Annotated in this window: 19 protein-coding genes, 3 tRNA genes and 1 rRNA gene; 19 read left to right on the top strand and 4 right to left on the bottom strand. The window is 38.2% G+C overall.

All coding sequences use genetic code 11. The annotated features are described in order from the left end of the window. Positions 1–39: 39 nt before the first annotated feature. The 4 genes from VK91_RS19845 to VK91_RS19830 form a co-directional block, all read right to left on the bottom strand. Positions 40–291, bottom strand: a complete 252-nt coding sequence (locus tag VK91_RS19845) for a hypothetical protein (protein WP_048395329.1) — start codon at positions 289–291, stop codon at positions 40–42. Between the two features lie 165 nt (positions 292–456). Then, a tRNA-Glu gene (locus VK91_RS19840) sits at positions 457–528 on the bottom strand. A 4-nt stretch (positions 529–532) separates the two neighbouring features. Next, positions 533–609: transfer RNA gene (locus tag VK91_RS19835), tRNA-Met, on the bottom strand. An 11-nt stretch (positions 610–620) separates the two neighbouring features. Then, positions 621–695, bottom strand: a tRNA-Gly gene (locus VK91_RS19830). 418 nt (positions 696–1,113) lie between these two features. Between VK91_RS19830 and VK91_RS19825 the strand changes: the two genes are divergently transcribed. The 19 genes from VK91_RS19825 to VK91_RS19735 form a co-directional block, all read left to right on the top strand. After that, positions 1,114–3,507 (top strand): SpoIIE family protein phosphatase, encoded by a 2,394-nt coding sequence (locus VK91_RS19825; RefSeq protein ID WP_048395327.1) that lies wholly within the window; start codon positions 1,114–1,116, stop codon positions 3,505–3,507. A gap of 29 nt (positions 3,508–3,536) precedes the next feature. Next, the gene (gene tilS, locus VK91_RS19820) at positions 3,537–4,943 is read left to right on the top strand and encodes a tRNA lysidine(34) synthetase TilS (RefSeq protein ID WP_048395326.1); all 1,407 of its coding nucleotides are present in this window, start codon (positions 3,537–3,539) and stop codon (positions 4,941–4,943) included. Between the two features lie 67 nt (positions 4,944–5,010). Beyond that, a complete protein-coding gene (gene hpt, locus VK91_RS19815; RefSeq protein WP_004229145.1) occupies positions 5,011–5,553 on the top strand; it encodes a hypoxanthine phosphoribosyltransferase in 543 nt (180 codons plus the stop codon). 281 nt (positions 5,554–5,834) lie between these two features. Then, the gene (ftsH, locus tag VK91_RS19810; protein WP_048395325.1) at positions 5,835–7,862 is read left to right on the top strand and encodes an ATP-dependent zinc metalloprotease FtsH; all 2,028 of its coding nucleotides are present in this window, start codon (positions 5,835–5,837) and stop codon (positions 7,860–7,862) included. A gap of 153 nt (positions 7,863–8,015) precedes the next feature. Then, positions 8,016–8,849, top strand: a complete 834-nt coding sequence (locus tag VK91_RS19805) for an aldo/keto reductase (protein WP_082148183.1) — start codon at positions 8,016–8,018, stop codon at positions 8,847–8,849. A gap of 251 nt (positions 8,850–9,100) precedes the next feature. Further along, complete coding sequence (locus VK91_RS19800) at positions 9,101–9,868, top strand: type III pantothenate kinase (protein ID WP_048395343.1); 768 nt, start codon at positions 9,101–9,103, stop codon at positions 9,866–9,868. A 21-nt stretch (positions 9,869–9,889) separates the two neighbouring features. Beyond that, entirely contained in the window at positions 9,890–10,771 is an 882-nt protein-coding gene (hslO, locus tag VK91_RS19795) for an Hsp33 family molecular chaperone HslO (protein ID WP_009373570.1), read from the top strand. Next, positions 10,755–11,726, top strand: a complete 972-nt coding sequence (locus VK91_RS19790) for a peptidyl-prolyl cis-trans isomerase (RefSeq protein WP_048395323.1) — start codon at positions 10,755–10,757, stop codon at positions 11,724–11,726. Before hslO ends, VK91_RS19790 begins: the two co-directional genes overlap by 17 nt. 248 nt (positions 11,727–11,974) lie before the next feature. Beyond that, the gene (gene cysK / locus VK91_RS19785; RefSeq protein ID WP_004229133.1) at positions 11,975–12,904 is read left to right on the top strand and encodes a cysteine synthase A; all 930 of its coding nucleotides are present in this window, start codon (positions 11,975–11,977) and stop codon (positions 12,902–12,904) included. 148 nt (positions 12,905–13,052) lie between these two features. Beyond that, on the top strand, positions 13,053–14,462 hold the full coding sequence (gene pabB, locus VK91_RS19780) for an aminodeoxychorismate synthase, component I (protein WP_048395321.1): 1,410 nt from the start codon (positions 13,053–13,055) through the stop codon (positions 14,460–14,462). Next, positions 14,459–15,040, top strand: coding sequence for an aminodeoxychorismate/anthranilate synthase component II (gene pabA / locus VK91_RS19775; protein WP_048395320.1), 582 nt, complete (start codon positions 14,459–14,461; stop codon positions 15,038–15,040). Before pabB ends, pabA begins: the two co-directional genes overlap by 4 nt. Then, positions 15,041–15,880: an aminodeoxychorismate lyase gene (pabC, locus tag VK91_RS19770; RefSeq protein ID WP_048395318.1), complete on the top strand. Its 840-nt coding sequence runs from the start codon at positions 15,041–15,043 to the stop codon at positions 15,878–15,880. Between the two features lie 13 nt (positions 15,881–15,893). After that, entirely contained in the window at positions 15,894–16,748 is an 855-nt protein-coding gene (gene folP, locus VK91_RS19765; RefSeq protein ID WP_048395316.1) for a dihydropteroate synthase, read from the top strand. After that, positions 16,748–17,113: a dihydroneopterin aldolase gene (gene folB, locus VK91_RS19760; RefSeq protein WP_004229125.1), complete on the top strand. Its 366-nt coding sequence runs from the start codon at positions 16,748–16,750 to the stop codon at positions 17,111–17,113. Before folP ends, folB begins: the two co-directional genes overlap by 1 nt. After that, positions 17,113–17,625 (top strand): 2-amino-4-hydroxy-6-hydroxymethyldihydropteridine diphosphokinase, encoded by a 513-nt coding sequence (folK, locus tag VK91_RS19755; RefSeq protein WP_048395314.1) that lies wholly within the window; start codon positions 17,113–17,115, stop codon positions 17,623–17,625. The genes folB and folK overlap by 1 nt, the downstream gene beginning before the upstream one ends. A gap of 87 nt (positions 17,626–17,712) precedes the next feature. Further along, entirely contained in the window at positions 17,713–18,753 is a 1,041-nt protein-coding gene (gene dusB / locus VK91_RS19750; RefSeq protein ID WP_048395312.1) for a tRNA dihydrouridine synthase DusB, read from the top strand. Positions 18,754–18,932: 179 nt separating this feature from the next. After that, complete coding sequence (gene lysS / locus VK91_RS19745; protein WP_175400778.1) at positions 18,933–20,435, top strand: lysine--tRNA ligase; 1,503 nt, start codon at positions 18,933–18,935, stop codon at positions 20,433–20,435. Positions 20,436–20,646: 211 nt separating this feature from the next. Then, positions 20,647–20,928 carry a hypothetical protein gene (locus VK91_RS19740; protein ID WP_048395308.1) on the top strand — a complete coding sequence of 94 codons (282 nt, stop codon included), beginning with the start codon at positions 20,647–20,649 and terminating at the stop codon, positions 20,926–20,928. Between the two features lie 688 nt (positions 20,929–21,616). After that, positions 21,617–21,723 (top strand): 16S ribosomal RNA (locus VK91_RS19735); the annotation flags it as partial.

The raw sequence follows: 21,723 nt of genomic DNA, 5'->3' as shown, positions 1-21,723 counted from the left end.
GAGTGGCTTTTTAAAAAGCTACTCCCTTTTTTAATATACCTATAAAGTAGAAGAAGGTCTCTTTTTCTTTTTTGTGGGTGTTATCGTTTTTTCATCGGTAAGACCAATGGATTCTTTCTTCACAGGATGGATAACCATTTTGACAAGTAAAGCAACACCATAAACACTCACAGCTAGTCCACCAAGCAATAAGATTATTTGAACAAAAAACGGTAAGTTTATTAGAATTGAAATAAGAATAATCATTGAGCCACTTCCACAAATTAAAGCAGCTTTCGTTAATGCACTCAAGGGAATTAAACCTCCTAAAAACGTTGTTTTTACTAGTATGCCATACTTTTATATTCTGTCACATAGCTTTACTTGAGCGGACGGATAGAATTTGCAAAGAAGTAGATAGATGGATAAATTAAAAATAGGTATCTCAGAATCTAGTTCTGAGATACCTATTTGAGATGACCCGTACGGGATTCGAACCCGTGTTACCGCCGTGAAAGGGCGGTGTCTTAACCACTTGACCAACGGGCCTATATGGTGGCGGCCGAGGGGATCGAACCCCCGACCTTACGGGTATGAACCGTACGCTCTAGCCAGCTGAGCTAGGCCGCCAAATTTAGAAATGGAGCGGAAGACGAGGTTCGAACTCGCGACCCCCACCTTGGCAAGGTGGTGTTCTACCACTGAACTACTTCCGCATGTCGTTTAAGCAACAAGTTAAATAATACAAGCCAATCGTGCTAGTGTCAAGTAGGTTTGAAAAAATATTTAAAGATATTTCAGGACATTTAACTATAGAAGAATATTTTAGCGGATTTTTTGTTCTTACGTAGAAATATATCCTAGAGAAGAGTTGAATCAAACCATTAATAGTACGTGAAATCCCTTCAAATTAGGCTTTAAGATGAATAGTAAATAATTATTATATTAATTCAATAATTGAATTTTCCGATATTTCTATTGATCAAAAGCCTTTTACTATAGAAATTGTTGCCAATTCTCGTATTTATGAATAGCTATTAGTCGAAATATTTATATTTTTTTCTGTCAACGTCAGACAATCTTTCCACACATAATTTTTTATAATAACCAAAAGTGCGGAAAGGGGATAGTTAAATGACAAGTATTGAATGGTATAATACAACGAATGTAGATGACCAAAAAATAGGTTTGAAAAAGAAGCAGATCCTAATAGGCTCTCTCTTTTTTTTAACCGCCTTTTTCTTGGCTCAATCTGTTGTATTTGAAGCGGCTGTACCGTTCTCAGTTCCTTTTTGGGCCATTATTCGAACAAAATATAGGGAGTATGCTAAATTCGTATTATTTGGGAGTTTAGCGGGTTGCTTTTTCCTAGGCTTTGGACAAGTCCTAATTCTCGCTTTACAAATTATCCTGTATGAATGTATTATGCGTTTTCGTTACTGGCAACTGCCCCAAAGTATTGCGGTGTCTTTAGCTGTATTACTAGTACAAATAATGTGGCAAGGGGTGATGTATCAAGGCTTACCACCAGTGCTTGTACAATTTTATGTGGGCTGTGAAGCAGCTTTAGCTCTTATTATGACATTGTTTATGCAAGTATTATTTGTTAATTCGTATGAATGGTTTACGACGCATTGGACATATGAAAAGCTAGGTTCAGGATTAGTTGTCTTTGCAGCCATGCTTACTGGAATGCAAACGGTTGTAATAAGCTATTTTTCACTCCCTATTTTTTTACTGCAGCTCTTTATCTGTTTTGGCGCATTGGTTGGAAGTGTGCCCTTAGCAACTGTCATTGGAGCAGTGTTAGGAACGCTTATAGGTGTGGCCAAGCTTTCGTTTACCGGTATGCTTTCGGTGGCTACCTTAACTGGATTATGTGCGGGTATGGGAGCGAAAGGTGGTAGATTTGGCGTTGCTATTGGTAGTATTTTACCTAGTGTATTTTTTTTATTTTATGACGCCACATTGCCCTTGGATAGTGTTTATTTCACCTCAATTGCCATTGGTAGTATTTTATTTCTAACCATTCCAAAGAAATATTCAGATAAGGTAAGGGACAAGCTCTTTCCACAACGAGAAGAGGTTTTACTAGCCCGACAGAATTGGTTAACAGAACATGTAACGTATAAATTAGAGCACTTTCAGCATTTTGTGCAATTCATGAAGGAACTTGTGTTTGATCGCTTTATGACAGCACCAGTTGAAGCGGCAAAGGAAGTAGCACCAATGAATACTTGTTTAAGTTGTTTCCGTTATGATCATTGCTGGGGTGCGCAAAATAATGGTATGGACAAGCTGATGACAGATTGGTTTCATATGAAAGGAGTAGGCAAGGAATCAGCTATTCATCGTGTTGAAGAACAAATACGCTATAAATGTGTGAAATCCACGAAAATCTTTGAGGAATTAGATACAGAACTTTATAGAGAACGAATTAACGGGCAATATTTCCATGGTAAAAAAATGATTGCCCTTCAACTGCGAGATATGAGCAATCATTTAAATCAGTTAATTGCTGAGATGAAGGAAGATACAATTTCTTTTGTAAGTGTTGAGAAGGACATTGTTGAGCGCTTAAAGGAAGCCAATATTGAATGTTTTCAACTTGATGTCTTAAGTAATAAGCCTGGGGCAAGAAAGATTGTTTGTGCCTTAGCACCAGCACGTGTCAACTGGGAGAAAGATACGACATTAGCTGAACGTATGATTTTGCCGATTCTTTATGAAATTTTTGATGAACCTTTTGAAATTGAAAAAGTAGTAGCCTGCGAAATACCATTTCGTCATGTTCAAATTTGCTTTAGATCAGCTATTAGCTTTGAAGTAGAGTATGATATATATAGCATGTCTAAAGATGCAACACTATATTCCGGTGATTCTCATGCCCTTTTCCAATTGCATCCAGGATTATTTGCGATATTGCTGTCTGATGGTATGGGGCAAAGTAAAGAAGCACAACATGAAAGTAGAAAATTGATTCATTTAATGAGAGAGTGTCTAAATTACAATATGAATCCCGAAACTGCGATGCATACGCTCCATTATGTCATGGCATTAAAACAGCAAGATGATATGTATGCAACCCTTGATTTTGCACTTGTCGATTTACAGCACGGAGATTTGTGGTCGTGGAAGGCGGGTGGAATGTCAACCTACATTTTGCGTGGAAAAGAGGTACTGAAAGTAGAAAGTAATGCAGCACCTGTAGGGTTCTTATCTATTTCAGCAGTCGAAGCTGAAAAAAGAAAACTGAAGGCAGGTGATGTTATTTTAATGCATTCAGATGGACTGTTCTCAAGTGTAGCTGATTGGGATGAACAGGAGGAAACATTTTTAGCTTTCGCACAGCAGGTAGCAAGTACAAATAAAACGATTCAAGAAAAGCTAACAACCATTATGCAATCATTCCAAGGATATTTTGAAATAGAGGATGATTGTACAGTATTAATGTTAGAGGTGACACATGTTGTACCGACATGGGCTGTCTTTAGACCAGCTCAGTATTCAATGAGTAAATCATCTTAAACTAACAACGAAAAGGGGAGGAGAAGCGTTTGTCATTTGAATTAAAGGTCAAAACATTTATAGAAGAAGAGCAATTATTACAGCAAGGCGACCATCTTCTCATCGCCGTTTCGGGTGGAATAGACTCTATGGCTTTACTTCATTACTTTATTCAAACACAGGAGCATTGGAACATTCAGGTGGAAGCCGTACATGTTGATCATATGTTGAGAGGAGAAGCTTCTGCTGAGGATAGGGCTTTTGTTCAAAAATATTGTGACGCTAATGATGTTTACTTACATGCCAAGGAAATTCCAATACCTACAATATTGGCACAGGAAAATGGTAATACACAGTTAATATGTCGTAGGGAAAGGTATCAATTTTTCAAAGAAGTTCTGCAAAAAACAAATGCTAATAAGCTTGTAACTGCACATCATGCGGATGACCAACTGGAGTCAGTATTAATGGCCCTTACAAAAAATGCAACAATGAATAGCATGCAGGGCATACGTCCTCAAAGAATTTTTGGAGGAAAATCATTAATTCGTCCGTTTTTAACGGTTACAAAGTCTGAAATAGGGGAATATTTACTTAGAAAAGGTTTAGATTATCGAGAAGATGCTAGCAATTCTAAAGATACCTATGTACGTAATCGTTTTAGACATCATGTGGTGCCTTTATTGGAGGCAGAGAATCCGCGAGTGACTGAACAGGTGACCCGTTTCACAAAGCAATTGCAAGAAGATGATACCTTTTTAATGACATTGGCCCAAGATGTATTTTCCCAAATCATCATAAGAAATAATGAAAATACATATCGCATGGAAATTGAGGCATTTCAATTGGTACCACTTGCTTTACAAAGGAGGCTCATTTTAATACTATTAAACTATCTTTACAAAGATTCAAATACGATACAAAGTTATGCCTTATTGACTTCAATTTTAAAGCTTTGTGATACAACAGCAGGGTATGCTGAAATTCACTTACCTGAAGATTTTCTAGCAGTTCGCCGTTATGGAAATTTAACGATTCAGAAAAAGGAGCCGTTAGAAGGCCTAGCTTCTCCTGAGAAACAGGTTATTTCGACTGCTAATGGCTGGACAACACTGACAAATGGTGAGCGCTTACGCGTAGTCAATTTGCATGATTTATCGTCTGAATTGCTGACGGATACTGCACAACTTTTTTATTTTAACGCTAGCAAACTCCACCTACCGTTTTATGTTCGGGCACGCAGGGATGGAGATAGAATGCTGTTAAAAGGAATGGATCAGCCAAAACGCTTATCTCGCCTTTTTATAGATGAAAAGATTCCTTTAAATGAGCGAAATAGCTGGCCGTTACTGATTTCTCAATCTGATGAGGTGGTAGCGGTAATTGGTGTGCGTATGGGAATATTTTTTTCAACCACTCCGCAACCAAACGATGATACAGTGCTCATCGTAGACTAAGGTCTTTGTAAAATATTTCACCGAAATAGGGTGAAGATTTTTTGATACATCACGAGGAGGAATCGATATGTTACAAAACGACATCGAAAAAATTATGATTACAGAAGAACAATTGCAAGAAAGAATTGCAGACTTAGGCGCGCAATTAACAGAGGAATACAAAGATGCATTTCCATTAGCTGTTGGCGTACTTAAAGGGGCAATGCCATTTATGACAGACCTAATGAAACGTTTCGATTCTTTCATCGAACTTGATTTTATGGATGTGTCTAGCTATGGTAATGCTACTGTGTCATCTGGTGAAGTGAAGATTTTAAAGGATTTGAATACAAGCGTTGAGGGACGTGACGTATTAATTATCGAGGACATTATTGATAGTGGTTTAACTTTAAGCTATCTAGTAGATTTATTTAAATATCGCAAAGCAAAGTCCATTAAAATTGTTACATTACTTGATAAACCATCAGGTCGAAAAGTAAATTTATCTGCTGACTATGTTGGTTTCGAAGTGCCAGATGGCTTTGTTGTAGGATATGGCTTAGATTACGCTGAAAAATATCGTAACTTACCTTATATTGGTATTTTAAAGCCTGAGGTATATTCTTTCTAAGAACAAAAGACCAGCTATAAAAAGTAAAGGTCTCCAGCGCAAGTCACGTATTTTTAGTTATGTTTAACATAATTCAAAATCTTGACACAATGTTTAGCTATATCGAGCCCGAGGAACAGGTACAATTACGCTGGGACATATAAAGATGGCCTAAAAACTGTTGTGATAACGGCAATAAGTGAACGAAACATTTTTTAAGTAGGGCTTTTCGTTGTATGATGAAATCATGATATGTTAAGATTTTACTTATAATTTTTCTGTTTGTAATGAGGAGGCTGGAGATGAATCGAATATTTCGATATACCATATTCTATCTACTGATTTTCCTAGTGATTATCGGTATTTTTGGTACTTTCAATGGTGGAAATTCACCAACGAAAGAATTAACTTATCATGAGTTTCAAGAAGCTCTAGATAAGAAAGAAATAACAAGTGCTACAATTCAACCTGATAAATCAGTTTACGTCGTTGAAGGAACACTGAAGGGGTATGAAAAAGGGGAAAGTTTTACTACAAACATCCCTCGTGAAAACCAATCTTTAATGGACCGCATCGATGAGGCTGCTAAGGATAAAAATAGTAATATTAGTTTTTTAGCAGCACCAGAAACAAGTGGATGGATTCAATTCTTTACAGGAATTATTCCTTTCATTATCATCATTTTCTTATTCTTCTTCCTAATGAGTCAATCTCAGGGTGGCGGTAATAAAGTGATGAGCTTTGGTAAAAGTAAAGCTAAACTGTATGATGATCAAAAGAAAAAAGTGCGTTTTACAGATGTAGCAGGTGCTGATGAAGAGAAAGCAGAACTTGTTGAAGTGGTAGAATTCTTAAAAGACCACCGCAAATTCACTGAAATTGGTGCCCGTATTCCAAAGGGTATCTTACTTGTAGGTCCTCCAGGTACAGGTAAAACATTACTTGCACGAGCAGTAGCAGGTGAAGCGGGTGTTCCATTTTTCTCTATCTCAGGTTCTGACTTCGTAGAAATGTTTGTCGGTGTTGGTGCTTCTCGTGTCCGAGATCTATTTGAAAATGCTAAGAAAAATGCTCCATGTATCATCTTTATCGATGAGATTGATGCAGTAGGTCGTCAACGTGGTGCTGGTCTCGGTGGAGGCCATGATGAGCGTGAACAAACATTAAACCAGTTATTAGTTGAAATGGATGGTTTTGGTGCCAATGAAGGGATTATTATCATTGCCGCAACAAACCGCCCGGATATTTTAGATAAAGCATTATTACGTCCAGGTCGTTTTGACCGTCAAATTACAGTAGGTCATCCTGATGTAAAAGGACGTGAGGCAATTCTTAAAGTACATGCACGTAATAAGCCTTTAGCAGATACAGTTGATTTAGCAGCTGTTGCTCAACGTACGCCAGGTTTCTCAGGTGCGGATTTAGAAAATCTACTAAACGAAGCAGCGCTTGTAGCGGCTCGAAAAAGTAAGCGCACTATAAATATGGCAGATATTGATGAAGCATCAGACCGAGTAATCGCTGGTCCTGCAAAAGCCAGTCGCGTATATTCTGCGAAAGAGAAGAAACTGGTATCCTTCCATGAAGCCGGCCACGTAGTCGTTGGTCTTGAGCTAGATGAGGCTGATACAGTACACAAAGTAACAATTGTTCCTCGTGGGCAAGCGGGTGGATATGCGATTATGTTACCGAAGGAAGAGCGCTTCTTTACGACAAAGCAAGAGCTTTTAGATCGTATTGCAGGTCTTCTGGGTGGTCGTGTAGCTGAAGAAATTGTTCTTGGTGAAGTTTCTACTGGAGCACATAACGATTTCCAAAAGGTTACAAGCATTGCCCGTGCTATGGTTACTGAATACGGAATGAGTGAGAATCTTGGAGCTATGCAATTTGGTTCAAGTCAAGGTGGTAATGTATTCCTTGGCCGCGACTTTAATTCTGACCAGAACTATTCTGATTCAATAGCCTATGAAATTGATAAAGAAATGCAAAAAATAATTGATACACAATATGAGCGTACTAAGCGTATCCTTACGGAAAAACGTCACCTGCTTGATTTAATTGCCAATACACTAATGGAAAAAGAAACATTAAATGCACAAGAAATTGAGCATTTACGTGATCACGGTGTGTTACCGGAACCAGAGGCTGCAGAAAAAATTGAGGAGAACACTCCAAAGATTGAAGCAAAGCCTACATTAGATACTATTGGCGAACCAGTTGTTGAAAAAGAGCTACTAAGTAAAGAGTCAAATCCAACAACTTTGGATTTAGCAAAAGAACGTAAAGAACCGAATGATGCACCTAAGGGTATCGATGAAAAACGTGATTAAAAATAGGGAAGACTGTTTACTAGTTCAGTAAGCAGTCTTTTTCTTTGCCTTTTCTTACTAATAAGCATTAGGATAGAGTAGTAAAAAAGACAAGCTGCATGCAACTCTGCCATTTAGAGAGATGTTAGCCAAAAAAGATAGGAGTGTATATGCGTGGGAAATGTTGTATTGAATAATGGTCTTAAAATGCCATTGGTTGGTTATGGTGTCTTTCGAGTACCCGAAGGAGATGACCTAGCTGAAGCAGTCAAAACAGCTATAGCAAAAGGCTATCGTAGTATTGATACAGCACAAGTATATCGAAACGAAGAAAGTGTTGGACGAGGAATACGAGCAGCCATTGAAGAAGGCTTGGTAACTCGTGAAGAATTATTTATCACATCAAAAGTTTGGAACGATGGACTTTCCTATGAAGAAACACTTGCGGCATATGACAGCAGTCTAGAAAAAATAGGATTAGACTATTTAGATTTATATTTAGTACATTGGCCTGGAATAGACCAAAATTATATTGAAGTTTATAAAGCACTAGAAAAGATTTATCAAGATGGTCGAGTACGTTCAATTGGTGTTAGTAATTTCCATGTACACCATATGGAAAGCCTTTTGAAGGAAACGACTGTCGTCCCTGTTATAAATCAAATTGAATTCCATCCGCATTTAATACAGGAGGAAGTACGTGCCTACTGTAAGGATAAGGGCATACAGGTAGAGGCATGGTCTCCGTTGATGAATGGTTCTCTACTGGAAGAGGCATTGATTCAAGAGCTAGCATCTAAATATGGCAAAACGCCTGCACAGATTGTATTACGCTATGATGTGCAACATGATGTTGTCACGATTCCAAAAACGATGACACCTGCACGTATGACTGAAAACCTAGCTGTTTTTGATTTTACGTTAACTGAGCAAGAAATGACACAGTTAGATGCAATGAACGATGGACTACGTTGTGGTCCAGATCCAGAAAAATTTAATTTCAAATGATTGTAAGAGAGGCTACCATATTTAGGGGGCCTCTTTTTAAAGAAGGATGATAACATGTATAGGTATTTATCTCCACCTGTAGTAGAAGGTGATGTACTTAAGACTATCCCTACAGTACAAACAACATCTGCTGAATCAAGATAAAAAGTATGGTATCATTTTCTAAAGTGTTTTATCCTCATTCCAGTTAGAGAGAATATTGTAATATGGGGATTGTGAAAGTTACAATGACGACATGGGAGGTGTCATTCTTGATTTTAGTTTTAGATGCAGGGAATTCCAATATTGTATTAGGTGTCTATGATGACAACGATCAATTAGCCTTCCATTGGCGTATGGTGACGGATCTTCATAAAACAGAAGATGAATATGCCATGCAAGTTCTTTCATTTTTTAATCATGCAGGCATTTCATTTGAACAAATAACAGGCATTATTATATCCTCAGTTGTGCCACCAATTATGTTTTCACTAGAGGCGATGTGCCAGAAGTATTTTCGAAAAAAGCCATTGATAGTAGGACCAGGTGTGAAAACAGGTTTAAATATTAAATACGAAAATCCTCGTGAGGTTGGGTCTGACCGCATAGTGAATGCCATAGCAGCTCTAGATTTATATAAGGCCCCTTGTATCATAGTTGATTTTGGGACAGCAACAACCTATTGTTATTTGAACGAAAAGGGCGATTACATGGGTGGAGCTATTGCGCCAGGCATCACTATTTCTACAGAGGCTCTTTATACACAGGCTGCAAGATTGCCGCGTATTGAAATCGTTCGACCTACACATATCGTGGGGAAAACGACCGTTTCTGCCATGCAGGCGGGAATTTTTTATGGCTTTGTCGGGCAAGTTGAGGGCATTGTTAATCGTATAAAAGCACAAAGTAAAGAGGAGCCATTAGTTATTGCTACAGGTGGATTAGCAAATCTAATTGCAGGGGAGACACAAATTATAGATGTTGTAGATCCATTTTTAACGTTAAAGGGTTTATATAAGCTCTATAAACGTAACCAATAGGAAATGAGGGACATTCCATTTATGAGTGATTATTTAGTAAGAGGTTTAGGATTTAATGGACAAGTTCGTGTGTTTGCAGCACGTACAACAGCCACAGTAGGAGAAGTGCAACGCCGTCACGATACATGGCCAGTTGTATCAGCAGCTTTAGGTCGTTCAATGACAGCGGCAGTTATGATGGGAGCCATGCTAAAAGGTGAAGAGAAAATTACTATTAAAATTGAAGGCAACGGTCCAATTGGCCCAATGGTAATTGATAGTAATGCACATGGAGAAGTGCGTGGATTTGTGACAAACCCTCATGTACACTTTGATTTAAACGAGCAAGGTAAGCTAGATGTTCGAGCAGGTGTTGGAACAGAAGGTGCTCTTACAATTGTTAAAGACCTTGGTTTAAGAGATATGTTTTCAGGACAAACACCAATTGTTTCAGGCGAAATTGCTGAAGATTTTACTTATTATTTTGCTACATCTGAGCAAGTACCATCATCTGTAGGTTTAGGCGTATTAGTTAATCCAGACAACACTATTCTTGCAGCTGGCGGATTTATACTTCAATTAATGCCAGGCTGTGAGGAAGAAACGATAACTGAAATTGAGCAACACCTTGCTACAATAGAGCCTGTTTCCAAAATGATTGAAAAAGGCTTTACACCAGAGCAAATTTTAGAAGCTGTATTAGGAAATGGGCATCTACAAATTTTAGATTCCATGCCAGTTGAATTTAAATGTCAATGTTCAAAAGAGCGGTTTGGTGCGGCAATTTTAGGTCTAGGAACAGCAGAGATTAGAGAAATGATTGATGAGGACGGCGGTGCAGAGGCACAATGTCACTTCTGCTTAGAGACATATAGCTTTTCTAAAGATGAGCTAGAAGGGTTTATCGATGAGCTCAACGCGTAATCGGCGACCTTCAACCAATGTAACACCAAACCAAACTCCTTTATTGCAACGTCGTTTAAAGACAAAGCCTGCTTTAGCTGTCATAGCCGTTTTGTTATTAGGAAATGTATTATGGTTCATTAGTTGGTTGATCCCTAACAAAGGTCAGGAAATTGGTAGCGACGAACAAGTCGCTGCCATTGACGGGGATGTTATCACACGCCAAGAGTGGATGATTGCTATGGAAGAACGATATGGTAAAGAAACACTCCAAAATTTAGTAAATGAAACGGTAATGGAAAAGGCCGCAAAAACATATAAAATTAAAGTTACTGATAAAGAAATTGATCTTGAATTAGCGTTAATGCGATCTGCTCAAGATAAGTATGATACAGCCATGCAAAATCTTTCGGCAGAGCAACTACGCCAAAAGATTCGATCACAGCTTATATTGGATAAGGTACTCACTAAAGATGTAGTGATAGAGGAAGAAAACGTTGAAAAGTATTATGAGGAAAATCAAGGCTTATATAATACAAAAACAAGCTATCGTACGAATTTTATTGAGGTCGATTCAAAAAAAGCTGCTGATGAGGCACTGGGTGAATTAAAAAATGGCTCTGATTTTACAGTGCTGGCACGAGAAATTTCTGTTGATAGTGCTTCAGCGAGTTTAGGAGGGGATATTGGTTTCCTTACAGAAAATCAGGAAAATGTAGACCCTGCAATTATTAATACTGTAAAATCACTAAAGGCAGATGAGGTAAGTAAAGCCTTTAAGTTAGATAATGGTCATTATGGCATTGTTCAAGTACAAGAGATATTAGAAGGACAATCCTTTACATATGACGATGTGAAAGAACATATTGAGCGAGAATTAGCTTTAGAGCAATTACCGCAATCTGTTACGCCAGAAGCATTTTGGTCGGAATTTAATGCTACTTGGTATTATGGAGAGACTAAAAAAGAAAAATAATACATGAAAAGAGTCTGCAGGTTTTGCGGGGTAAAATGAGTCTGATCAAACTTACAGGCATTCGTAGTGAATTACCCAATAAATGCAGGTTCTTTTTCTTTAGTGAGGATAAGATTTTTCCTTTTCATAGCAATGATAAATATTCTGAAAATATTAGTTTTATTTATTGACAATCGAATGGAAAAATTGATAAAATACAAAATAAGTAAAACCTATAAAAATAGTAGGGATTGGGAGTGGATTAGTAAATGAGTAGATTAGCAAACTCGGTAGCTGAATTAGTTGGTAAAACACCAATTGTAAAATTAAATCATGCAACAAGTGAAAATGAAGGTACTGTGTATGTAAAATTAGAATATTTTAATCCGGGAAGCTCGGTGAAAGACCGTCTAGCTTTAGCTATGATTGAAGCTGCGGAAAAAGACGGGACATTAAAACCTGGTGGTACGATTATTGAGCCGACATCTGGTAATACAGGTATTGGTCTTGCAATGATTGCAGCTGCTAAAGGTTATAAAGCCATTCTAGTTATGCCAGAAACTATGAGCTTAGAGCGTCGTAATTTATTACGTGCTTATGGTGCAGAGCTTGTATTAACACCTGGTCCAGCAGGTATGAAAGGTGCAATTGCTAAAGCAGAAGAACTATCTGAAGAACATGGCTACTTCCTACCACAACAATTTACAAATCCTGCGAACGCGGTAATTCACCGTTTAACAACAGGCCCAGAAATTGTAGAAGCATTTGATGGCCTGACACTCGATGCTTTTGTAGCTGGTGTCGGCACTGGTGGTACAATTACTGGTGCTGGTGCGGTCTTAAAAGAAAAGTATCCAAACATTGAAATCATTGCAGTTGAACCAAAGGATTCACCAGTTCTTTCTGGTGGTCAACCAGGGCCTCATAAAATTCAAGGAATTGGCGCTGGATTTGTACCAGCAGTTTTAGATACAGAAGTCTATTCGTCAGTATTCCCTGTTGAGAATGAGGTTGCTTTTGAAGTAGCACGTAAAGTAGCACGTGAAGAAGGAATCCTATGTGGTATTTCATCTGGTGCTGCAATCTATGCTGCAATTGAAGCGGCAAAACGTTTAGGTAAGGGTTCGAATGTCCTTGCTATTGTGCCTTCTAATGGTGAACGTTATCTATCAACACCTTTATATCAATTTGAAGACTAATTCAATTTTTTATGTAAGGGCTCCTTTATAAAGGGGCCCTTTTTTAGTGTGAAAACTAGGGCACTATGAAAATTATAAAAACATTCGCTTCTATGTAATAATCAAGTTAAGATGGAATCACATCATATGTTTAAAGGGGAAAAATAACTTGAAAACAATACTTACAAAAACATTAACGATGGATGCAGATTCATTTTTTTATAGCTATAAAAGGCAGACAGAGACGCAGCAAGCGCATGTGTTTTTAGAGAGTGGACGTGGTGGACATTTTTCAATAGCTGCGTGGAATCCATTAGCTACCGCACGATCAGTAGAGGGTGGGCTTTTCGTAAATTGGAGAAATGGCAGACAGGAAGTTTTACAAGGGGAGTCCCTCGACTTACTGGAAGAGCTTGTGGCGGAATATCAGGTTTCTTATAATGCAGAGCTACCTGTTTTTCAGGGAGGGGCTATTGGATTTGTGTCGTATGATTATGCTCGTAAAATCGAGGAGCTTCCTAATACGGCAACAGATGATTTACAAGTGCCTGATATCTATTATTATATCTTTGATTGCTGGGCCGTACATGATGTGAAAACGAATACAGTGACACTTATGAAGTTAGAAGAGAATGAGGTTAACTTGGAAGAATGGGCTAACATCTGGCAGGTTGCTGCACAGGCTGGATTAGACGCGCGCAAATTTGAGAAAACAACTGCTATAGAAGTTAAGAATGATGAAAATGAGTTGCTTGTTTCATTTGCAGGCGGCGATTTCGAGGCAGCAGTAAAAAAAATCCAAAAGTATATCGCACAAGGCGATGTCTTTCAGGTGAATTTATCTGTTCGTCAGTCTAAGAAACTCAATGCAAATGCACTAGATGTCTATGAGGCACTACGAGCGTTTAATCCGTCGCCATATATGGCTTATATTGAAGCACCTGATTTTTCTGTTGTTTCTGGATCGCCAGAGTTACTAGTCAAGCGTCAAGGCAATGAGTTGTCGACGAGACCAATCGCTGGCACTCGACCAAGAGGGAAGTCGGAAGAGGAAGATTTAGCGTTGGCTCAAGAATTAATTGATAATGATAAAGAGCGTGCTGAGCATGTGATGTTAGTGGATTTAGAGCGCAATGATTTAGGACGCGTATCCACCTATGGAACAGTGGAAGTGGATGAGTTTATGGTCATTGAGCGCTATTCACATGTTATGCATATCGTTTCGAATGTGCGTGGAGAAATAGCAGAAGGTAAAACGAATGCAGATGTTATTCGTGCGATGTTCCCAGGTGGGACAATTACAGGAGCGCCAAAAATTCGCACTATGGAAATTATTGAAGAGTTGGAGCCTGTACGACGTGGTTTATATACAGGCTCAATCGGCTGGCTAGGCTTTACAGGTGATATGGAGTTTAATATTGTAATCCGTACAGCGTTTGTAAAAGATGGGGTTGCGCATATTCAAGCTGGAGCAGGCATAGTCATTGACTCTGTTCCGGAAAGAGAGTATCAGGAATCTTTAAATAAAGCGAAGGCAATGTGGCAGGCAAAGGCAATGGCAGAGGAGCGAGTATTATGATTTTGATGATCGATAACTATGATTCATTTATTTATAACATCGTCCAATATTTGGGTGAATTTGGTCATGACATAGTAGTAAAACGTAATGATGTTATTACAGTAGAAGAAATAGAACAACTTTCGCCAGATATGATTGTTATTTCTCCAGGGCCATGTAGTCCAAATGAGGCGGGGGAAAGCCTGAACATTATTAAATATTTCGCGGGAAATATTCCGATTTTAGGAGTTTGTCTTGGACATCAGGCGCTTGCACAAGTGTTTGGTGGTCATGTTATACAAGCGGAACGTTTAATGCATGGGAAGACATCACCCGTGCTGCATGCTGAAGTGGGTTTGCATAAAGGCATGCCAAATCCATTCCAAGCAACTCGCTATCATTCTCTTATTGTAGAAAAGGAGACATTACCAGCGTGTCTAGAAGTAACAGCTTGGACAGAAGAAGGAGAAATTATGGGTTTACGTCATAAGGAATATCCTATTGAGGGTGTACAATATCATCCGGAATCCATTATGACAGAGCAAGGGAAACAACTTCTTCGCCAATTTATAGAAATGTATATAGAAGGAGTGAAATAGATGCAGTGCTGGATGAACGGAAACTATATGGCGGCCCAGGATCTGAGAATTTCGCCATTTGATCATGGATTTTTATATGGATTAGGATTTTTTGAAACGTTCCGAACATATGGTGGTCAGGTATTTTACTGGGAAGCACATATGGAAAGATTACAGCATGCTTTATCACAATATCACATTCATTTAAACTATCCTGAAAGTGTATTACTTGAGGCTGTGCAACAACTAAATCAACTTGCTGGCGGTCAGGATGGTTACTTCCGTTTAAATGTATCTGCGGGTGAACATAATATTGGATTACAGCCAACAGAATATAGACAACCTAATACCATCATTTTTCGCAAGGAACTTCAAGACACACCGCGTGGTACTGAAAAGTTTGCACAATGGCTTACCATACCACGCAATACACCTGAACAAGCATTTCGTGTTAAATCGCACCATTACGGCAATAACGTGCTTGGTCGCTTTGAAATGCCATCACTGGCTCAACAAGAAGGTTTCTTTTTAACAGAATCAGGCTATGTAGCTGAAGGTGTGACATCAAATATATTTTGGATAAAAAATGATATACTATATACGCCTTCTTTGGGGACAGGTATTTTACCAGGAATTATTCGTGCATGGGTTATAGAAAAGGCTAGTGCGCTAAACCTTGACGTACAGGAAGGCTTTTATACAAAAGAGGATTTACTACAAAGTACGGAATGCTTCATTACCAATTCAGTACAAGAACTTGTGCCTATTAGTAGCTTGGAGAACCAGCGATTTTTAGGCAATAAAGGACCTATTTATTCCATTTTGCATAGCGCATTTGTTCAAGAAGTGGAACGAGGATAGAAGGAGCGTTTACATGCTAGAAAAATATACGAAACCATTAACGATTAATGGTATTACATTAGACTATAGACAAGAGACATTTGTTATGGGGATTCTAAATGTTACACCGGACTCCTTCTCTGATGGAGGAAAGTATAACAATGTGGAGGCTGCAGTTACTCAAGCAAAAAAAATGGTGGCTGAAGGAGCAAAAATTATCGATGTAGGTGGAGAATCTACACGTCCTGGGTACGAACGAATTTCAGATGAAGATGAAATTGCACGCATCGTGCCTGTTATTCGAGCGTTAGCACAAGAAGTAAAGGTCATTATTTCAGTTGATACGTATAAAGCAAGTGTGGCGCGTGCCGCAATTGAAGCCGGCGCACATATCATCAATGATATTTGGGGAGCAAAGGCAGAACCAGAAATAGCTCAGGTTGCTGCAGACTTACATGTTCCAATCATTTTAATGCATAACCGTGAAAATATGGATTATGGTGTTGATTTTTGGACGACTGCAAAGGCAGATTTAGAAAAAAGTATTGCCATTGCAAAGCGAGCGGGAGTTCCCGATCATCATATCATCTTAGACCCAGGTATCGGCTTTGCTAAAAATACTGCACAAAATATAGCTATGATGCAACACTTATCGGATTTAGTGGCTATGGGCTATCCCGTATTATTAGCAACATCACGTAAATCAATGATTGGTAATGTCTTAAACTTACCTGTTGAGGAGCGTCTTGAAGGGACAAGCGCCACAGTGGTTTATGGAATTGAAAAGGGTTGTCATATGATAAGAGTTCATGATGTAAAGGAAATGGCGCGGGCAACATATATGACGGATGTATTAGTGGGTAAACGTTTGTTTAAGGAGGAAGCGTGATGGATTATATTCATTTAAAGGACATGCAGTTTTATGGTTATCATGGTGTATTAGCAGCTGAAACCACTCTAGGCCAACGCTTTCGAGCAAATGTTTCGCTTGCAGTAGACATGACAAAAGCCGGTGAAACGGATGATCTTTCTTATACCGTAAATTATGCAGAGGTATATGCGTTATGTCGGGATATTGTAGAGGGTGAACCGTTTAAGCTTATTGAGGCTCTTGTTGTGAAAATAGCAAATGTGATTTTAGCAACCTATCCTGATAAAGTAAAAGGAGTTCGTGTAGAGCTTATTAAACCAGACCCACCTATTCATGGTTATTATAAAGAAGTCTCTGTTGAGGTTACGAGGGGGGATTTCTAATGAAGGATGTCTATTTATCTATCGGAACAAATATGGGGGAGAGATATGAGAATCTTCAGCATGCAGTAGACCTTTTAAAAGAAAAGAAGGAACTAGAGTTGATTCGTGTTTCATCTGTTTTTGAAACAGCTGCTGTAGGTTATACGGATCAGGCCGATTTTTTGAATATAGCTGTTCATCTAAAAACAGCTATATCGTCTGTTGAGATGTTGAATATTTGCCAAGAAATCGAACGGGAATTAGGGCGTGTAAGAGAATTCCGCTGGGGCCCAAGAGTTATTGATCTTGACATTTTACTTTACAATCAAGAGAATATTGAAACGGAGAACTTAATTGTTCCTCATCCAAGAATGTACGAGCGAGCGTTCGTCCTAGTACCACTTGTAGAGATCACACCATCACCTTTCGATGAACAGCTACAACAAGCGCATGATCTGTTACAGCAAATGGATTGTGAAAAGGAAGGCGTAATCTTCTGGAACCACTTTAATGAGCTGTCAGCGGTGAATTAAGTATTTGTATAGGAATGAATTATCAGCGTATAGCATTAACGATAGATAGAGAAAATAGGTAAAGCCTATAGAGGAGGAAGAAAAACGTTGAGTCAGTCAACAGAGAAGCCATTTCAAATTGGCGATATTGTCATGGACAACCGAGTAGTATTAGCGCCAATGGCTGGGATTTGTAACTCTGCTTTCCGATTAACGGTTAAGGAGTTTGGGGCAGGTCTCGTATATGCTGAAATGATTAGTGATAAGGGCATTGTCCAAAAAAATGAAAAAACATTAGGTATGCTTTATATCGATGAACGTGAAAATCCTCTTTCACTGCAAATCTTTGGTGGAGATAAAGAAACCTTAGTGGAAGCAGCAAAATATGTGGATGAAAATACGACTGCTGATATTATTGATATCAACATGGGATGTCCTGTTAATAAAATTATAAAATGTGAAGCGGGAGCACGTTTACTACTTGATCCTAATAAAGTATATGAGATGGTAGCGGCTGTTGTGGATGCTGTTAAAAAGCCTGTTAGCGTAAAAATGCGTATTGGTTGGGATGAAGAACATATCCTTGCGATTGAAAATGCTCAAGCTGTTGAGCGGGCAGGTGCAGCTGCAGTAGCAGTTCATGGTCGTACACGTGTACAAATGTATGAGGGTAAAGCGAACTGGGATTATATTCGTCAAGTGAAGGAAAATGTCAGCATTCCTGTGCTGGGTAACGGTGACGTGGAAACACCCCAAGATGCTAAACGAATGCTGGAAACTACAGGTGTGGATGCAGTAATGATTGGACGTGCTGCTTTAGGTAATCCATGGATGATCTATCGTACGGTTGAATACCTAGCAACTGGTGAATTAAAAGAAGAGCCAAGTGTACGAGAAAAAATGGACGTATGTTTACTACACTTTGAACGACTTCTTCAATTAAAAGGAGAAGGAATTGCAGTACGGGAAATGCGTAAGCATGCATCATGGTATTTAAAAGGAATCCGAGGTAATGGTAAGGCCCGCAATGCTATTAACCAAACAGAAACTGCGGCAGAACTTCGGGTACTATTAAATAGTCTTGTACAGGAGTATGAAGAAAGCGAATCTAAATTGATTGTTCCAGAAGTTAAAGAATTAATGATATAGTTTTTATTAAGGGCGTCTCTATAATTTGATAGAAGCGCCTTTTCAGCAGCACCTTTAATTTTTAGAATTATTAATTATTTTGTATTGGATTGAAAATAAATTGAAACAGATGATTACAGCACTAAAATTGTGTACAATAGAAATATTATGGACGTAAACGCGGACAATTTACTTAAGGAGTGAAACAAGTGTCAAATATAGAAGAATTAAATGATCAACTATTGGTGAGACGCCAAAAGATGACAACGATACTAGAAAATGGACAAGACCCATTTGGAAGCCGTTTTGAGCGTACACATTTATCAACAGAAGTACGTGATCAATTTGCAGATCAAACAAAAGAACAGCTTGAGGAAAACCTTCAAGAGGTAATTATTGCGGGCCGTATTATGACGAAACGTGGTAAAGGAAAAGCGGGCTTTGCACATATTCAAGATTTAAATGGTCAAATTCAAATTTATGTTCGTCAAGATCATGTAGGCGAAGAAGCGTATGAATTATTTAAACAAGCTGATTTAGGAGATATCGTGGGTGTGCGTGGTAACGTGTTCCGTACACAAGTAGGAGAACTTTCTGTAAAGGCTGAGGAATTCACATTCCTTACAAAAGCGCTACGTCCTATGCCAGAGAAATTCCACGGCTTACAGGATGTTGAGCAACGTTATCGCCAACGTTATCTAGATTTAATGACAAACGAAGATAGCAAAAAGACATTTATCACGCGTTCGAAAATTATTCGTGCAATCCGAAATTATTTAGATAATGCTGGATACTTAGAAGTAGAAACACCAATGCTTCACACAATTGCAGGTGGCGCAGCAGCTCGTCCATTTATTACGCATCACAATGCCCTTGATATGGAATTATATATGCGAATTGCCATCGAATTGCATTTAAAACGTTTAATAGTTGGTGGTTTAGAGAAAGTTTACGAGATCGGACGTGTGTTCCGTAATGAAGGAATTTCTACACGCCACAACCCTGAATTTACAATGATTGAACTATATGAAGCATATGCTGATTATCAAGATATCATGTCTCTAACTGAAAATCTTATTGCACATGTTGCTCAAGAAGTTCTCGGTACAACTTCTGTTCAATATGGTGAAGATGAAATCAACCTTGCTGTAGGCTGGAAACGAGTTCATATGGTTGACGCTGTAAAAGAGGCAACAGGTGTAGACTTCTGGCAGCCGATGACAAAAGAACAAGCACAAGCACTTGCTAAAGAGCATGGAGTTGAAGTGAAGGATGTTCACGAAGTAGGTCATATTATCAATGAATTCTTCGAACAGAAAGTAGAAGAGACGCTTGTACAGCCTACATTTGTATATGGTCACCCTGTAGAAATCTCACCTCTTGCGAAGAAAAATCCAGAGGACGAGCGTTTTACAGATCGCTTTGAGTTATTTATCGTTCGTCGTGAGCACGCCAATGCCTTCACAGAGTTAAATGACCCTATCGACCAACGCCAACGCTTTGAAGCACAATTAGCAGAAAAAGAAGCAGGTAATGATGAGGCACATGAAATGGACAATGATTTCATTGAAGCATTAGAATACGGTATGCCTCCAACAGGTGGTTTAGGTATAGGTATTGACCGTTTAATTATGCTACTAACAAATTCACCATCAATTCGTGATGTATTATTGTTCCCAACAATGCGTCATATTACAAAATAAATTACTGCGTAGGCTCTTTATAGAGCTGCTAAAGAGCATTCAATGAATTAAGAGGAGAATTCACAGGATAGGTGAGTTCTCTTCTTTTTGCTCAATGAAAAAAATTAAGTTGTTTAAACGTAGATTATATTTAGGTTATACTTTTATAGTTCTATGTTTTTCAAATCAAATACAATAAGTATAAAAAGAAGTATTTTATTGGGGGCTTATAATGAATTACAAAATTATTAACAAACAAGTATTTGAACAGGCACAATTACGTTCTGTTTCTGATGTTCCATTTACGGAGGAAGAGCTCGAGCATGGTATGAAATTAGTCGTTGCTAAAAAAGACGAGAATCTTACTTTATATTTAGTAGAAATAGATGGCCATAAGAAATTTGATGTTCGTTGGGACGATTCTTCTGAAATCTTTAGTGGCTGGTATTCTGCATGGGATAACTTCTTGTGGTGCTTAAATATAGTTGACCCTCAAGGTAATGAAATAAAATAGGGACTATTAGAAATAAGCAGGCGCTAAAGTACTTCTACTTTAGCGCCTGCTTATTTTCATAATGCAATTTTTAAAAACCTTCTTTGACCTAAACAATTAAATTTGTAGTTTTATTTAGGAAGTAATTTTACACTAAGTTTTATGAGCTATATTTAACTTGAAAAGTAAGTAGTATTTTAATTTAAGATATTGAGATTTAATAGAAAGAGATGTATAGTAAAACAAATAATAAATAAGGAAAGATACTATGATTTACGATTCTCGTAAATACACAAATTTGCTTATTAAAGCAAGTTTGTTAAATTAAATTAGATTTTGTATAAAAAACACTTGCGAAGTTTTTTCTAACGTGATAAATTATTACTTGTCGTTAAGACGATGCAATCAACAACATTGAACTTCAAAAACAATTTGAAAAAAAGATGTTGACATGAATAATTGATTATAATATAATTTAAAAGTTGTCTCCGCTGATTTGAAAAAACATTTTAAAAAAGTGTTGACAACGAAGTGAAGAAATGTTATAATTTAAAAGTTGCTGTCGAGAGATGGTTGCTAAATGAACCTTGAAAACTGAACAAGCAAAACGTAATCAATAAAGTTTTAAGTAGCTAGTTTTGCTAGTGAACGAAACACAATTTTGGACATCAAACATGATGCCAGCAAAATTTGAGCTAATCAAATTTCTTTTATGGAGAGTTTGATCCTGGCTCAGGACGAACGCTGGCGGCGTGCCTAATACATGCAAGTCGAGCGAACAGAAAAGGAGCTTGCTCCTTTGACGTTAGCGGCGGA

This window comes from Lysinibacillus sp. LK3 (assembly GCF_001043675.1).
Lineage (GTDB): Bacteria > Bacillota > Bacilli > Bacillales_A > Planococcaceae > Lysinibacillus > Lysinibacillus capsici.
Note: the sequence above shows the minus strand (reverse complement) of the source record. Positions and strands in the feature narration are given on the sequence as shown.